The 15,387-nt window shown below is 66.0% G+C and carries 13 protein-coding genes; 11 read left to right on the top strand and 2 right to left on the bottom strand.

Annotated elements, in window-relative coordinates; genetic code table 11:
• Window positions 1-227 precede the first annotated feature (227 nt).
• From ACZ92H_RS24170 to ACZ92H_RS24130, 9 genes are all read left to right on the top strand, one after another.
• Window positions 228-746: a sigma-70 family RNA polymerase sigma factor gene (locus ACZ92H_RS24170; RefSeq protein WP_465051253.1), complete on the top strand. Its 519-nt coding sequence runs from the start codon at window positions 228-230 to the stop codon at window positions 744-746.
• Between the two features lie 49 nt (window positions 747-795).
• A complete protein-coding gene (locus ACZ92H_RS24165) occupies window positions 796-1,737 on the top strand; it encodes a FecR domain-containing protein (protein ID WP_465051254.1) in 942 nt (313 codons plus the stop codon).
• A gap of 116 nt (window positions 1,738-1,853) precedes the next feature.
• Window positions 1,854-3,626 (top strand): ABC transporter ATP-binding protein, encoded by a 1,773-nt coding sequence (locus ACZ92H_RS24160; protein ID WP_465051255.1) that lies wholly within the window; start codon window positions 1,854-1,856, stop codon window positions 3,624-3,626.
• Window positions 3,620-5,401, top strand: a complete 1,782-nt coding sequence (locus ACZ92H_RS24155) for an ABC transporter ATP-binding protein (RefSeq protein WP_465051256.1) — start codon at window positions 3,620-3,622, stop codon at window positions 5,399-5,401. Before ACZ92H_RS24160 ends, ACZ92H_RS24155 begins: the two co-directional genes overlap by 7 nt.
• The gene (locus ACZ92H_RS24150) at window positions 5,398-6,375 is read left to right on the top strand and encodes an ABC transporter permease (RefSeq protein ID WP_465051257.1); all 978 of its coding nucleotides are present in this window, start codon (window positions 5,398-5,400) and stop codon (window positions 6,373-6,375) included. The genes ACZ92H_RS24155 and ACZ92H_RS24150 overlap by 4 nt, the downstream gene beginning before the upstream one ends.
• Window positions 6,372-7,322 carry an iron chelate uptake ABC transporter family permease subunit gene (locus tag ACZ92H_RS24145; RefSeq protein WP_465051258.1) on the top strand — a complete coding sequence of 317 codons (951 nt, stop codon included), beginning with the start codon at window positions 6,372-6,374 and terminating at the stop codon, window positions 7,320-7,322. Before ACZ92H_RS24150 ends, ACZ92H_RS24145 begins: the two co-directional genes overlap by 4 nt.
• Window positions 7,319-8,089: an iron ABC transporter ATP-binding protein gene (locus ACZ92H_RS24140; RefSeq protein WP_465051259.1), complete on the top strand. Its 771-nt coding sequence runs from the start codon at window positions 7,319-7,321 to the stop codon at window positions 8,087-8,089. Before ACZ92H_RS24145 ends, ACZ92H_RS24140 begins: the two co-directional genes overlap by 4 nt.
• A 1-nt stretch (window position 8,090) precedes the next feature.
• Window positions 8,091-9,074: a siderophore ABC transporter substrate-binding protein gene (locus ACZ92H_RS24135; RefSeq protein WP_465051260.1), complete on the top strand. Its 984-nt coding sequence runs from the start codon at window positions 8,091-8,093 to the stop codon at window positions 9,072-9,074.
• Window positions 9,075-9,180: 106 nt separating this feature from the next.
• On the top strand, window positions 9,181-11,640 hold the full coding sequence (locus ACZ92H_RS24130) for a TonB-dependent siderophore receptor (protein WP_465051261.1): 2,460 nt from the start codon (window positions 9,181-9,183) through the stop codon (window positions 11,638-11,640).
• A 12-nt stretch (window positions 11,641-11,652) separates the two neighbouring features.
• Here ACZ92H_RS24130 and ACZ92H_RS24125 read toward each other — a convergent pair whose 3' ends face one another.
• Together ACZ92H_RS24125 and ACZ92H_RS24120 are read right to left on the bottom strand one after the other, a co-directional pair.
• Complete coding sequence (locus ACZ92H_RS24125) at window positions 11,653-12,489, bottom strand: MipA/OmpV family protein (RefSeq protein ID WP_465051262.1); 837 nt, start codon at window positions 12,487-12,489, stop codon at window positions 11,653-11,655.
• The gene (locus tag ACZ92H_RS24120; protein WP_465051263.1) at window positions 12,486-12,986 is read right to left on the bottom strand and encodes a hypothetical protein; all 501 of its coding nucleotides are present in this window, start codon (window positions 12,984-12,986) and stop codon (window positions 12,486-12,488) included. Before ACZ92H_RS24120 ends, ACZ92H_RS24125 begins: the two co-directional genes overlap by 4 nt.
• A 187-nt stretch (window positions 12,987-13,173) precedes the next feature.
• On the opposite strand from ACZ92H_RS24120, the gene ACZ92H_RS24115 reads away from it, so the two are divergent.
• Window positions 13,174-14,214: a type II asparaginase gene (locus ACZ92H_RS24115; protein ID WP_465051333.1), complete on the top strand. Its 1,041-nt coding sequence runs from the start codon at window positions 13,174-13,176 to the stop codon at window positions 14,212-14,214.
• Window positions 14,215-14,511: 297 nt separating this feature from the next.
• Window positions 14,512-15,363 (top strand): MOSC domain-containing protein, encoded by an 852-nt coding sequence (locus ACZ92H_RS24110; protein ID WP_131375680.1) that lies wholly within the window; start codon window positions 14,512-14,514, stop codon window positions 15,361-15,363.
• Window positions 15,364-15,387: the final 24 nt, after the last annotated feature.

The raw sequence follows: 15,387 nt of genomic DNA, 5'->3' as shown, positions 1-15,387 counted from the left end.
TTGCCTACGCTGCCCCCACGCGCTGGCGCGGGGCGCTGAGAACACCCTGCAAGTCATTGATTTGCAGGGTTTTTTATTGCCCGCTTGCCAGGCGTGGCCGGCCGGACCACGCCCGCCGTGTGCGGTACTAGGGTTGCGGCCGTCCGGTTTTCTCCTGTATGATGAGAATAATTCTCATTTATATGCATGCGCCGCTTCTTGCTGGCCATCGACCACAGGAAGGTATCGTGAGCACCGCCGAGTTAGCGCTTCAGCAGCAAGTCAGCAGTCTGTACACCGACCACCATGGCTGGCTGCGGGGCTTGCTGCGCCGCAAGCTGGGCAATGCCTGCGATGCGGCCGACCTGGCGCATGATGTCTATGTGCACCTGCTGAAGACGGGGCGCTTGCCGCCGGCCGGCGAGTCGCGGCGCCACCTGACGCAGATCGCCAACGGCATGGTCATCGACCTGTACCGCCGCCGCCAGATCGAGGCGGCTTACCTGGAAGTGCTGGCCCTGGTACCCGAAGCGCTGGCGCCGTCCGAGGAAGAGCGCGCGCTGGTGGTCGAGGCGCTGGCGGAAATCGACGCCGTGCTGCACAAGCTGCCAGCCAAGGCGCGCAAGGCCTTGCTGCTGTGCAAACTCGACGGCATGAGCTACCGCGACATCGCCGCGGAACTGGACGTTTCCGTCTCGTCCGTCGAAAAATACATCGCCGCCGGCTTGCTGGCCTGCTACCAGGCCTTGCACGGCACGGGAGGCTGAACTGCGCCAGCCGGAGAACAGCGCCGAGCCGGTCATCGCGCCGGCCATCGTGCGGCGGGCGGCCGAATGGATGGCGCGCCTGTGGTCCGATGATGCCAGCGAGGACGACCAGGCTGCCTGCGCCCGCTGGCGCGCCGAACACCCGCACCATGACCTCGCCTGGCAGCGCCTGCATGCGTTCGAAGGCAAACTGCACAGCGTGCCGCGCGATGCGGCCCGGCACGCGCTGCGCGAACCGGCGCCCGCCGCCTACCTGAATCGCCGCCGCGCCTTGAAGCTGCTGGGATTGATTCTGCCGCTGGGCGGCGCGCTGTATGCGCTGCGCAACTCGGACACCTGGCAAGTGGCGACGGCCGGGCACGGCACGGCCACGGGCGAGATCCGCGACATGCTCTTGCCTGATGGCACGCGCGTGGTGCTTGCTTCCGCTTCCGCCATCGACGTGCGCTTTGATGCCCGCGAGCGCCTGCTGGTCTTGCGGGCCGGCGAAATCCTCGTGACTACGGCGCGCGATCCCGATCCGGCCCAGCGGCCTTTCCGCGTGCAAAGCCGCCACGGCACCATACAGGCCCTGGGCACGCGCTTTACTGTACGGCAAGACGAACACACGTCGCGCGTGGCCGTCTTCGACGGCGCCGTCGAGATACGCCTGGCGCATGCGCCTGACCGCGCCGTGGGCGTCGCCACGGGCTACAGTGCCATCTTCTCGGCGGACATCGTGCAGTCCGCCGCCCCCGTGCCGGCCAGCGCGGCGGCCTGGACGAAAGGCGTGCTGGTGGCCGATAACATGCGCCTCGATGACTTGCTCGCGGAACTGGCCCGCTACCGTCCCGGCCTGCTGCGCTGCGACCCGGCCGTGGCCAGCCTGAAGGTCAACGGCGTGTTCTCGCTGCGCGACACGGACCGCGCGCTGCACAACCTGGCGCTGGCCTTGCCCGTGCACATCCTGGCGCGCACGCGCTACTGGGTGACCGTCCAGGCCGCATCTTGAGACGCCGCTGAAAATTTTCCGCAGGCAGGATTGAGGGTTTCGCATTCTCGTTCGGGATATAGGGTGAGAGCCACCTTTATCCATTGACCCCATGCACGTTTTTTTCCGTTTCTCCCATGAGTAGCCCCAGCAGGCAAGCCGGTCCGATCAGCCGGATACTGCGTCCCATCCGCGCACGCCTGATCTTCGCCGCCGTGCTCGCCGCGACGGGGTCCATGCTGACCCTGGTGCCGCTGGCCGGCATCGCGCACATCGCCAGCATCGCCCTGGACCCAGCCGCTGCGCAGGCGCAGCCTGGCATCTGGACGACCATCGCCGCCAGCGTCGCCTGCCTGTTTGCCGGCATGGCGCTGCTGTCGCTGGGCGAGCTGGCCGCGCACCTGGCCGACAACCGCATCACCCACCAATTGCGCCTGCAAGCCATGCAGCGCCTGGGGCAGGTGCCGCTGGGCTGGTTCACCAGCCGCGCCTCGGGCGAGGTCAAGCAGGCGATGCAGGACGACATCCATACCCTGCACAGTCTCACGGCCCACTTCTACACGACGACGGGGCGCGCCGTGGGCGCCATCACCATTTCCGTCATCTATCTGTTCACCATGGACTGGCGCATGGCCGTGATCGCCATCCTGCCCTTTCCCGGCTTCTTCCTGTTCTTCGGCCGCGCCATGCAGGCCAGCGGCGGCAACATGGAGCAATTCGTCGCCGGCATGGGGCGCATCAACCATGCGGTGGTGGAATTCGTCAACGGCATTCCCGTGGTCAAGGCGTTTGGCGCCACGGGCCGCGCGCATGGCAGCTACCGCGCCGCCGTCGATGCGTTTGCCGATGCGTTCGCCGCGTTTACGCGCCCCCTGGTCGGCTCGATGGCGAATGCGAATGCGCTGATCGCGCCCGTCGCCGTGCTGGGCGTGGTGGTGCTCGCCGGCACGGCCTTCGTGGCCCTGGACTGGATGGCGCCCATCGATATCCTGCCGTTCGCCCTCGTGGCGCCCGGTATTTCCGCGCCCATGCTGCTGCTGCACTACCTCACGCATGACCTGAACAACGCGGCCGGGGCTGCCCAGCGCGTGCAAGCCTTGCTCGATACGCCCGTGCTGGCGCAGCCGGCGCCGCCGCAGCAGCAATTGCCAACTGGCACAGAAATCCGCCTGGAAGGCGTGGGCTATGCCTACGATGGCCAGAACAAGGTGCTGTCGGACATCAGCTTGACCCTGGCGCCAGGCACGGTGACGGCCATCGTCGGCGCGTCCGGCTCCGGCAAGTCGACCCTGGCGCGCCTGCTGCTGCGCTTTTTCGATCCCACGCAAGGCCGCATCACCCTGGGCGGCGTGGACTTGCGGCACATCGCCACGTCCGAGCTGTACCGGCGCATCGGCTTCGTGCTGCAGGAAGTGCGCCTGATCCACGCCAGCGTGCGCGAGAACATCGCGCTGGGGCGGCCATCGGCCAGCATGCACGAGGTGGAACAGGCGGCGCGCCTGGCGAACATCCATGAGCGCATCCTGGCCTTGCCGCGCGGCTACGATTCCGTGGTGGGCGAGGATGCGCAATTGTCCGGCGGCGAACGACAGCGCGTGAGCATCGCGCGCGCCGTGCTGCTCGACCCATCCGTGCTGGTCCTCGATGAAGCGACGGCGGCGGCCGATGCGGAAAACGAAGTGGCGATCCAGGACGCCCTGTCGCGCTTTGCCCGGGGCCGCACCTTGCTGGTGGTGGCCCACCGGCTCGACACCATCATGCATGCCGACCACATCGTCGTGGTCGAGCGCGGCGCCATCGTCGAGCAGGGCACGCATGCCGCGCTGCTGGCCGACAAGGGCCGCTATGCGCGCCTGTGGGCGCTGGGCGGCTATCAGGAAACCCAGACGGAAATGGAGTCCCCATGCTGAAGACATTCATTCGCTTGCTGGGCGATGACGCGCCCGTGTTCCGCCGCTACTGTGCCATGGCGCTCGCGTATGGCGTGCTCAGCGGCCTGACGATCACGGCGCTGGTGCTGGCCCTGGGCCGCTTGCTGGCTGGCGACGTGGGCGGCGCGAGCCTGTGGCTGGGCGTGCTGCTGGCCGGCCTGGTCGCCTGCTGGGCCTGGCGGCGCCAGGTGGAAAAAGCGGGCGTGCGCGTGGGCGTGACGGTCTTGCAGGGCGCGCGCCAGCGCCTCGGCGACCATGTGGCGCGCCTGCCCGTCGGCTGGTTTACGCCGGACAACACGGCAAAGCTGGGCCATGTCATTACGCAGGGCATGATGAACGTGGCGCAGCTGCCGGCCCACGTGCTCACCCCCGTGATCTGCGGCGCCGTCACGCCTTTGGTGATGGTCGCCGCACTGTTCGCGCTGCATTGGCAGCTGGGCCTCGTCGCGCTGCTGGCGCTGCCCCTGCTGGGCGGCGCCATGTGGCTGACGGCGCACCTGGGCCAGCGCGCCGACGACGCCTACCACCACCACTTCGCCCAGACCAGCCAGCGCCTGGTGGAGTTTGCGCAAGCGCAATCCGTGTTGCGCGCCTTCGGTGGCGACGCCGACGGCGGCACGCGTTTCCTGCGCCACGCCATCGACGCGCAGCGCCATGCCGGCACGCGCCTGATCTACCTGTCCGCGCTGGCGTCCGTGCTCAATGCCTGGACCGTGCAAGCCATCTTTGCCGCCTTGCTGGCCGCCGCCGCGCTGTGGCTCGCCAGTCTGCCGGGCGGGGCAGCCGGCGCGACGGACGCCATCGCCGTCATCGTGGCGCTGCTGCTGATGGTGCGCTTTGTCGACCCGCTGCAGGAAGTGGCCAGCTATGGCGAAGTGCTGCGCGGCGCGCGCGGCCCGCTCGATGCGGCGCGCGAGATTTTCGCCGTGCAGCCCTTGCCGGAAGCGGCAGTGCCGCGCGCCCCCCGCGATGGTTCCGTGGAGTTGCGCGGCGTGGCTTTCCGCTACGCGCAAGACCAGCCCGACGTATTGACGGACATGAACCTGCACTGCGCGCCGGGCAGCATGACGGCGCTGATCGGCGCCTCCGGCTCCGGCAAGACGACCCTGGTACGCCTGGTTGCCCGCTTTTTTGACGCCAGCGAAGGCACGGTGCGGGTGGGCGGCGTCGATGTGCGTGACATGTCCAGCGAGCAATTGGCCGGCCAGATCAGCCAGATTTTCCAGGACAGCTATCTGTTCCAGGGCAGCATCGCCGACAACATCCGCATCGGCAAGCCGGACGCCACCGATGCGCAGCTGCTGGAAGCGGCGCGCCAGGCAGGCGTGGCCGAGATCATCGCCCGTTTGCCGCTGGGGCTGGCCACGCCCGTGGGCGAGGGCGGCGCGCGCCTGTCCGGCGGCGAGCGCCAGCGCATTGCGATCGCCCGCGCGCTGGTCAAGGATGCGCCGATTTTGCTGGTCGACGAAGCCACCGCCGCGCTCGACGCGGAAAACCAGGCAGCCATCGCCGACGCGCTGGCGCGGCTGCGCGGCAAGCGCACGGTGATCGTCATCGCGCACCAGTTGTCGACGGTGGCCATGGCCGACCAGATCGTCGTGCTCGATGGCGGCACGATCCGCGAGCAGGGCGCGCCTGCCGCCTTGCGCGCGCAGGCTGGCCTGTATGCGCATTTCCTGGCCCAGCGCCAGGCGGCCAAGGGCTGGCGCATCGCCGCGCCCGTCCGCCAGGCGGGCATGGAGCCGGGCGTTTGACACGCGCGCGTCTGTTATTCGTCTTCTTGCTGTTGTGCGTCGCTTCGCTGCTGGTGGGCGCCAGGCAGATGGAGTGGGCACAGCTGCTGTCGCCAACGTTGTCTGCCGGCACGCAGTCCGCCGCGCAGTCTGCCGATGCCTGGCTGACCCTGACGGCAAGCCGGCTGCCGCGCCTGGCGGCGCTGGTGCTGACGGGCGTGGGGCTGTCCGTCTGCGGCGTCATCCTGCAGCACATCGTGCGCAATAAATTCGTCGAGCCGGCCACCTCGGGCGGCCTCGACGCGGCCAAGCTGGGCATCCTCGTCTCCCTGACGATGGCGCCTGCAGCGGGCACGGCGGGCAAGATGGCGTTCGCGCTGGCCTTCTGCTTCGCCGCCAGCGTCGTGTACGTGGCTTTGATCCGCCGCATCCGCTTCAAGAACACTATTTTGGTGCCCGTGATCGGCCTCGTGTATGGCGGCGTGCTGAGCGCCGTGGCCGAGTTCTATGCCTACCGCAACAACATCCTGCAAAGCATGCAGGGCTGGCTGCTGGGCGATTTTTCCCGCATCGTGCAGGGCAACTATGAAATCATTTATCTGATCCTGCCCATCGTGGCCTTCACGTATCTGTACGCGCAGCGCTTTACCGTGCTGGGCATGGGCGAGGGCCTGGCTGCCAGCCTGGGCTTGAACTATGCGGGCACGGTGGCGCTGGGCCTGATGCTGGTGGCCGTCACGGTGGCGGCCACGGTGATCACGGTGGGGGCGATCCCGTTTGTCGGCCTTGCCATCCCGAACCTGGTGGCGCTGCGCCATGGCGATAACCTGGGCCGCACCCTGCCCATCGTCGCCCTGTGCGGCGCCTCGCTGCTGCTCGCCTGCGACATCGCCGGGCGCTTGCTGATCTATCCGTTCGAAGTGCCCATCGGCCTGACGGCGGGCGGCGTGGGCGGCGTGCTGTTTCTCTTCCTGATCGTCCGGGGGCGGCGATGAGGCGCCTGGTCCGTCAGCGCACGTTGTGGCTGGCCGTGCTTGTCTTGGCGGTGGCTTTCCTCCTCATCGGCGCGAACCTGGATCTTGATTACATCATCCCCAAGCGCTTGTCGCGCCTGGCCGCCATTGCCATCGGCGGCGTCTGCGTGGCCGTCTCGTCCATCGTGTTCCAGACCATCGCCGGCAACCGCATCCTGACGCCGGCCGTCATGGGCTATGAAGCCGTGTACCTGCTGCTGCAGTCGCTGCTGATCCTCGTGATGGGCATGCACAGCCTGGTCTTGCTGGGGCAGAACGGCAATTTTGTCTTGTCGATCGCGCTGATGCTGGCGTATTCCTGGGCCATCCATTATTGGCTGTTCAAGGATGGCAGGAACAATGTGTATTTCCTGCTGCTGCTGGGCTTTGTGCTGACGATGGTGATCGGCACGTTTACCCAGTTCATCCAGCTGCGCATCAGCCCCGGTGAATTTGCGATTTTGCAGGGCTTCAGCCAGGCTTCGTTCAACAAGGCGCAGCCCGAACAGTTGCTGTATTCGGCCCTGCTGGCGGGCGCGGCCTGCGTGGCCATCGTGAAAACCTTGCCGGCGCTCGACGTGCTGGCGCTGGGACGCGAACAGGCCATGTCGCTGGGCGTCGACTACCGGCGCATGGTGCAGCTGCAGCTGGCGCTGATCGCCGTGCTGGTGGCCGTGTCGACCAGCCTGCTGGGGCCCACGGCTTTCATGGGCATCTTTGTGGCGAACACGACCTATGCCCTGGCCCGCACGGGGCGCCACCGCGTCACCTTGCCGCTGGGCTGCGCCATCGCCATTGCCATCTTCCTCGTCGCCCAGTTGCTGGTCGAACACGTTTTCAATTACCGGACCACGGTTGGCATCCTTGTCAACCTGGTGTGCGGCGCGTATTTTCTCGCCCTCATGGTCCGTACCCGGGGCACCGCATGATTCACGTCAACCAGATCGAAAAAAGCTATGGCGCCAGGCGCGTGCTGGCCAACGTCAGCGCGCAGTTTCCCAAGGGCAAAGTGACGTCCCTGATCGGCCCGAACGGCGCCGGCAAGACCACCTTGCTGATGCTCATCGCGCGCCTGCTGGAGCCGGGCGGCGGCGACATCACGGTGGGCGGGCGCAGCATCGCGCACATCAAGGTCAAGGACTATGCGCGGCAAGTGGCCACGCTGCGCCAGGCGCCCGATTTTCATTTGCGCCTGACGGTGGAAGAGCTGGTCGCCTTCGGCCGCTTCCCCTACAGCCGGGGGACCCTGACGCCCCAGGACCGGCAAGCCATCGATGACGCCATCGCCTTCTTGTCGCTGGACCATCTGCGCCTGGCGTATGTCGATGAGCTGAGCGGCGGCCAGCGCCAGATGGCCTTCCTGGCCATGACGATTGCCCAGCAGACGGACATCCTGCTGCTCGACGAGCCGCTCAATAACCTCGACATGAAACACGCCGTGCAGATCATGCGCGCGTTGCGCCGCCTGTGCGACGAACAGGGCCGCACCGTGATCCTGGTGATTCACGACATCAATTTCGCCGCCAATTATTCGGACCACATCGTCGCCATGCAGGACGGCGCCGTGCGCTTCAGTGGACCTGCGCACGAGGTCGTCACTGAAGCGCGCCTGCGCGCGCTGTACGACATCGATTTCGACATCGTGCGCAATGCGCGCGGCTGCGTCTGCAATTACTTTACCCCCACAGGAGCTTGAGATGATCTGGAACCAACCTTTCTGCGCGCTGGCCGTGCTGCTCGCCGCCACGGCCGCCCTGGCGGGCTGCAGCGACAAGGCGCCCACAGTGGCGCCGGCGCCTGCCGCCACGGCGTCACAGCAGGCATACTCTCCCATCACCATCGTGCATAAACTGGGCACGACGGTGATCGCGCAGCGCCCGCAGAGGGTGGCCGTGCTGGACATGAACGAAGTCGATTTCCTCGACCAGCTGGGCGTGCCCGTGGCCGGCATGGTGAAGGATTACGTGCCGCATTTCCTCACGCGCTACAAGGACGACGCGGGCATCCGCGACCTGGGCGCCATCGTGCAGCCGAACCTGGAACACATCCACGCGCTCAAGCCCGATCTGGTGCTGATGACCTCGATCCAGGCCAACCATTACAAGGAGCTGAGCCAGATCGCCCCCACCGTGCATTTCGACGTGGACTTCAAGAATAGCCAGAGCAAGCACATCGACGTGGTCAAGGAACACTTGCTGACCCTGGGACGCATCTTCGGCAAGGAAGATATCGCCAGCCAGAAGGCGCAGGAGCTCGACGCCAGGGTGGCCGCGGCGCGCAAGGTGACGCAGGACCGTCCTGAAACGGCGCTCATCGTGCTGCACAACAACGGCGCCTTCAGCTCGTTCGGCGTGCAATCGCGCTACGGTTTCGTCTTTGATGCGCTCGGCGTCAAGCCGGCCAGCTCGGCCATCGAGGCGGGCTTGCATGGGCAGCCGATTTCCAGCGAGTTCATCCAGCAAGCCAATCCGGACATCATCTATGTTGTGGACCGCACGGCCGTGATGGAGCACCGTCCCGTCACGACGGCCGAGCAGATGGCCAATCCGCTGCTGCGCCAGACCAATGCCTGGAAGAACGGCCGCGTCGTCTTCGTCGATGCGGATGCCTGGTACATCATGGGCGCCAGCGTGACGTCGCTCAAGATGGTGATCGACGACGTGCTCAAGGCTTACCAGTGATGTGCATTATTTTTCGTAATGATTCGTATTTGTATTGAGGGTTTCGCCTTTTCGTTCGGGAAATAGGGTGAGAACAAGCAACCATCCCACCTGAGAGGACTTCCTTATGCAAAAAATCGTAGCCAAACGCATGGCAGCGCGCCAGCTTCCCGGCTTGACCCTGAGCCGCATCGCCACCGCCGTGCAACTGGCGCTCATCACGGGCTTGACCGTGGGTGCCCTGGGCGTGGCCGCCCCGCCGGCCTACGCGCAAGCGGCGCAGGCCCGGCAGGCGTTCAGCGTGCCTGCGGGTTCCTTGGGCATGGCGCTCAACACTTTCGCGGCCGAGGCGGGCATCGAACTGACGGCCGAGGCCAGTCTGCTGCAAGGCAAGAGCAGCGCCGGCCTGTCCGGCAGCTACAGCGTGGCCGAAGGCTTTTACGAATTGCTGCGTGGCCACGGCTTGCAAGCCGTGCGTGAAGGCAATGGCAGCTACACCTTGCGCCGCGAACCGGCGCACAGCGCGGCAGCGGACGCCGCCGCGACCATGCCGGCCGTGACGGTGTGGGGCAAGGGCAATGCCGTGACGGATGCCTATGTGGGCGGGCAAGTGGCGTCCGGCGGGCGCGTGGGTTTTTTGGGCGACAAGGACTTCATGGAGACGCCCTTCAACACCATCAGCTATACGGATAAATTCATCGAGGACCGGCAGGCGCGCGACATCACCGACGTGATAGCCGCCGCCGACCCTACCGTCTTCAGCAGCGGCATGACGGGCATCATCGGCGAGAATTATTCCATTCGCGGCTTCAGCTCGAATATCGGCGACGTGGCGTTTGGCGGGCTGTACGGCATCTCGCCGTACTACCGCACGTCGCCCGAAATGTTCGAGCGCATCGAAGTGCTGAAAGGACCGTCGGCCTTGCTCAACGGCATGCCACCGGGCGGTTCGGTGGGCGGCAGCATCAACCTGGTGCCCAAGCGCGCGGGCGACGCGCCGCTGGCGCGCGTGACGGCGTCGTACATGTCCGATGCGCAATGGGGCGGCCACGTGGACCTGGGCCAGCGCTTTGGCGAGAATAAACAATTCGGCATCAGAGTCAACGGCGTCTACCGCGATGGCGACGGCGCCATCGACCACCAGAAAAAGAAGACCCGGCTCATTTCCGTGGGCCTGGACTGGCGCGGCAATGGCGCGCGCCTGTCGGCCGACCTGTATCACAGCGAGGACCGCGCGGACGGCTTGAACCGGGGCGTCAACCTGGCCCCCGGCTTGCCCGTGCCCCGTCCGCCGAAGCCGGAAACCCTGCTCAATCCCAGCTGGGCGTTCTACGATACCAAGGACAAGGGCGCCATGCTGCGCGGCGAACTGGACGTGAATAAGCAAGTCATGGCCTACGCCGCCGTGGGCACCAGCCAGGCCGATTACCAGTCCACGGGCGCGTATATGATCCAGGTGTTCAACACGGCCGGCGACTACCGCACCAACGTTGCCGACCTGGGTTTTGACGTGGAAAAGCAGTCGGCGGAAGTGGGCTTGCGGGGCAAACTGCGCACGGGCGCCATCGGCCATCAATGGGCCGTGAACGCCACGTATTATCACCACACGGACAAGCAGTACGGACGCCGCAATACCCTGGCGCAGGACTGGATCACGAATATCTACAATCCCGTCTGGGGCCCGGCCACCCGCTTCGAGGCGCCGCAGATTTCCAAGGCGGAATTGCGCCTGGCCAGCTACGGCCTGGTCGACACGCTGTCCTTTGCGCAAGATGCGGTGCAGCTGACGGTGGGCGTGCGCCGCCAGGAAGTGCTCAGCGATAACTTCAACATCAGGACGGGCGCGCGCACCTCGCGCTACGATGAAAGCGCCACCACGCCTGCCGTCGCCCTGCTGTTCAAGGCCAGCAAGACTGTCTCGCTGTACGGCAACTACATCGAAGGCTTGAGCCAGGGCGCCACGGCACCGTTGACGGCGGCCAATTCTGGCGAGGTCTTTGCGCCGTACAAATCGAAGCAGGCGGAACTGGGTTTCAAGGTGGACCTGGGCGAGTTCGCGCATACGGTCAGCGTGTATGAAATCAAGCGTCCCAGCAGCTATGTCGATCCGGTCAGCAATATCTTTTCCTTTGGCGGCGAACAGCGCAACCGCGGCGTCGACTGGGGCTTCTTCGGCTCGCCCCTGCGCGACGTGCGCCTGATGGGCGGCGTGGCCTATGTCGACCCCGTATTGAGCAAGACGGTGGGCGGCGCCAACCAGGGCAAGCAGGCCACGGGCGTGCCCAAGCTGCAGGCCAAGCTGGGCGTCGAGTGGGATGCGCCCGCCATCCCCGGCGTGACCCTGACGGCAAATGCGACGGCGGCATCGAAGCAATACATCAACGCCGACAACTCGCTGTCCGTGCCGGGGCGTACCGTATTCGACCTGGGTGCCCGCTACGCTACCCACGCGGCGGGCCGGCCGCTGACCGTGCGCGCCAGCGTGACGAACGTCGGCAACAAGGCTTACTGGGCGCTGCCGCAATGGACCAGCCTGGGCCTGGGCGCGCCGCGCACGGTCATGCTGTCGGCCACGACGGAGTTTTAAGCGGTCTGGCTGCTACTCGTCCGTCCCCCGCGCGGGCTGGCTGGCGCGGCGCCACGTCCACAGCAGGCCGATGCCGGCCGAGGTGCCGCTGTTCTGGCGCAGCAGAGGGCTGGCGTGGTTGGCGGCGCCTGCGTAATTGTCGTAGCGCAGGAAAGCAAAGGCGCGCCAGTCGCGCTGCAGCAAGTATGAACCGCCCAGGCCCAGGCGAGTCAGCATCAGCCCGCCTGTTGCCGCATAGGAGGGGCGCTGCGCGGTGGCATACGCGGGGGCCACGCCATAAAAATAGTCGTTGATGGCGGCATTGCCCAGCACGGCACCGAGGCTGGCGTCCACATGCCATGCACCGCGCTCATCCTGCAGCCGGTACGCCAGGCGCGGCTCGAAGGTGGCGCCCTGGCGGCGCAGGCCGCCGCGCGCTTCGATGACGGCGCGCAAGGGCAGTTCCAGGTGCAAGCGGCCATGCGGCGTCGGCTCGGCCAGCTTGATTCTCAGGCGCGGGCCAAATTCCACCAGGGTGCCCAGGTCCGGCATGCCGCGCCGGGCCGGCACGTCGCTGGAGCGGGCCGGCAAGGACAGGGCAAAGCCGACGTCGAAGCCGAGGCGGTCCGTATCGAGCAGGCGCGCGCCCACGCCGGCGCGGTCGGCGCGCAGCACTTTGCCCCGATAGATCAGGAAGGGCAGGGCCAGGCTGCGTGTCGAGCGTTCGCTGGCGCCCGGATAGGCGGGCGTGACGGCCGTGCCGCCAAAGATGCCCGCTTCCCATAATGGCAAGGCCGGCTCGGCGGCCCACGCGGGCACCATGCCGGCGACCAACAAGGGGGTGGCCAGCAGGATGCGGGTACTGCTCACCGGGGAACTCCGCACGGTCGAGCGGACGGCAGCGATTCCAGGTCGGCGAAGGCGCCCAGCGCCCGCGACAGGTGCCAGCCCAGTTCATTGCGCACGGCCAATGCTTGCGTCGTCTTGCCCTGGCGTTCATACAGCTCGATCAGCGCCTTGTAGCTGAGGGCGCTCGATTGTTTGCTGCGTTTCGCCAGCGCGATGGCTTCACGGAAATGGTATTCGGCTGCGTCGTAGCGGCAGGTTCCGCTGGCGGCCCGTCCCGTCTGGTGGTGCAAGCGGGCTTGCCAGGCCAGGTCGCCATGGCCCAGTTCGGCATTCTGCGCCGCGGCCGCGTAGTCGCGCATGGCTTGCGCCCAGTCGCCCTGGCTGGCCGCGGCCAGCCCGAACGCTTCCTCCTGCGCCGCCGTGCGCAGTTCCACCTGCGTCGAGCAGGCGCCCAGCGCCATGCAGAGCAGGGGTACAAGAAGACGGCGTCGCAGGGCCAGGGAGACGAATGTGCACATGGCGCCACTCTAGCGCATGCGCAGGCGCGCACGTTTGCGCGATACGCATGAATTGGGGATTTGCCCTGGCACGGATGACATATAATTTGCACACGACTTTGTTATCTCTGACACATCACCGAACAGGAGCACCATGTTTTCACGTCAATTCCATTCTTGGACACAGCTGATGCTGGCCACCGTGCTGATGGGCTTTATGGCCACCGCCCCCGCGCGCGCGCAGCAGGCGGCCGTCAAATTGCCGCATGTGGTGATCCTGGCCACGGGCGGCACCATCGCCGGCAGCGGCGCCGACAGCACCACCACCGTGGGCTATACCTCGGCCACCGTGGGCGTTGACCGCCTGATCGCCGCCGTGCCGGAACTCAAGAAAGTGGCCAACGTGACGGGCGAGCAAGTGTTCCAGATCGCCAGCGAAAGCATGGGCAACAGCCACTGGCTGACCCTGGCCAAGCGCATCAACGTGTTGCTGGCTTCGCCGGACGTCGATGGCGTGGTCGTGACGCATGGCACGGACACCATCGAAGAGACGGCGTATTTCCTGAACCTGACGGTGAAAAGCCACAAGCCCGTCGTTGTCGTGGGCGCCATGCGTCCGTCGACGGCCATTTCCGCCGACGGCCCCATCAACTTGTACAACGCCGTGATGCTGGCGGGCAGCAAGGAAGCCGTGGGCAAGGGCGTGCTGGTGGCCTTGAACGACCAGATCAACGCGGCCCGCGAAGTGACGAAAACGAATACCTCGACGACGGATACCTTCAAGTCGCCGGAACTGGGCATGCTCGGCTATATCCAGGGCAGCAAGGCGTTTTTCTACCGCCAGTCGACGCGCAAGCACACGCTGGAGTCGGAATTTGACATCAGTAAGCTCGATGCCTTGCCGCAAGTGGACATCGTGTATGGCTACGCCAACATGAACCGCGTCGGCATGGACGCCTTCATCGCCGCTGGCGCCAAGGGCATCATCCACGCGGGCGTGGGCGATGGCAGCGTGGCCGCGCAAATGAAGCCGGCCCTGGTGGAAGCGCGCCAGAAGGGCGTGCTGATCGTGCGTTCCAGCCGCGTCGGCCAGGGCATCGTGGCGCGCAATGGCGAAGCCAATGACGATGAACTCGATAGTGTCGTATCCGACACACTGAACCCGCAAAAAGCCCGTATCTTGCTGATGCTGGCCTTGACCAAGACCAACAGTACGCAAGAAATCCAGCGTATTTTCTACACGTATTGATGCTCCTCGCGCCAGGCCGGCCACGCTGGCCGCGCGAAAGCAGGGCGGAATAAAGTATGGTGATTGCTGGCGTCCATGACCGGTGCGCTGCAAGGTAGCCGGCGAGGCTGCCCGCTGCTGGCAGTGCTTGCACTGCCAGCAGCGGCGTCGTGCAGAGCATCCGGTTCTGTTCTTTATCATTTTGCAATAATTTCCCGCGACCTGCGTGGCGGATTTACGCTTGCCCGCTTTACTGCCATACTTCGCTTCTGAATAATTTCCTGGCAGAAGCAGCTTCACTGTTCTTGTCCCTTGTCCATGGCTATCCTGTCCGACATCATCCTGTACCCCATCAAATCCTGTGCCGGCATCCAGTTGCAGGAAGCGGTCCTGACGTCGTCGGGCCTGATGAGCGAGCACGTGTTTGACCGCGAATGGATGGTGGTCGATGCGCAGGGCCGCTTCCTGACGCAGCGTGAATATCCGCGCATGGCGCTGATCGTGCCGCGCATCAAGGCCACGACCCTGGAGTTGCGCGCCCCCGGCATGCTGCGCCTGGAAATCGAACTGGGCTTGCCGCATCCGCAACTGGCACCCATGCTGGACGTGCAAGTGTGGGACGACACGCTGCGTGCCTATGACTGCGATGACGTCACGGCCACCTGGTTTTCCCAGGCCATCGGCGTGCCGTGCCGTCTGGCACGCTTTCACCCGGACGTGGTGCGCGCCACCAGCAGCAAGTGGACGGACGGCGTTGCCGCCTCGACCATGTTTGCCGACGGATATCCCGTGCTGATCGCGGGCAGCGCCTCGCTTGACGATGTCAACGACAAGCTGCGCGCCGCCGGCCGCGCGGCGCTGCCGATGAACCGCTTCCGGCCCAACCTCGTCATCGGCGACATCGGCGCCTTCGAGGAAGACTATGCCGAGGCCCTGCAATTCGGCGCCACCACCCTGAAACCCGTCAAGCCGTGCTCGCGTTGCCCGATTCCGTCGGTGGACCAGGCCACGGGCGTGCCGGGACCGGACCCGCTCGACGTCATGCACGGCTACCGCGCCAAGCCCGAACTGGATGGCGCCATCTGTTTCGGCATGAACGCCATCGTCACCGCCGGCGGCGACGAGCGTATCGTGGTGGGACAGGAAATCGGTTTCGAACTGGCATTTTAAGCGCGGCGCCCGCACAGAAGGGTT

The organism is Janthinobacterium foliorum, from assembly GCF_978021625.1.
This window is presented reverse-complemented; position numbering and strand designations above follow the sequence as displayed.

Excerpts from the sequence above, each read along its gene's own strand:
- ACZ92H_RS24140 (WP_465051259.1), top strand. The coding sequence starts at position 7,319 with ATGATTCACGTCAACCAGATCGAAAAAAGCTATGGCGCCAGGCGCGTG.
- ACZ92H_RS24130 (WP_465051261.1), top strand. The coding sequence starts at position 9,181 with ATGCAAAAAATCGTAGCCAAACGCATGGCAGCGCGCCAGCTTCCCGGC.
- ACZ92H_RS24115 (WP_465051333.1), top strand. The coding sequence starts at position 13,174 with ATGGGCTTTATGGCCACCGCCCCCGCGCGCGCGCAGCAGGCGGCCGTC.
- ACZ92H_RS24155 (WP_465051256.1), top strand. The coding sequence starts at position 3,620 with ATGCTGAAGACATTCATTCGCTTGCTGGGCGATGACGCGCCCGTGTTC.
- ACZ92H_RS24110 (WP_131375680.1), top strand. The coding sequence starts at position 14,512 with ATGGCTATCCTGTCCGACATCATCCTGTACCCCATCAAATCCTGTGCC.
- ACZ92H_RS24160 (WP_465051255.1), top strand. The coding sequence starts at position 1,854 with ATGAGTAGCCCCAGCAGGCAAGCCGGTCCGATCAGCCGGATACTGCGT.
- ACZ92H_RS24145 (WP_465051258.1), top strand. The coding sequence starts at position 6,372 with ATGAGGCGCCTGGTCCGTCAGCGCACGTTGTGGCTGGCCGTGCTTGTC.
- ACZ92H_RS24120 (WP_465051263.1), bottom strand. The coding sequence starts at position 12,986 with ATGTGCACATTCGTCTCCCTGGCCCTGCGACGCCGTCTTCTTGTACCC.
- ACZ92H_RS24135 (WP_465051260.1), top strand. The coding sequence starts at position 8,091 with ATGATCTGGAACCAACCTTTCTGCGCGCTGGCCGTGCTGCTCGCCGCC.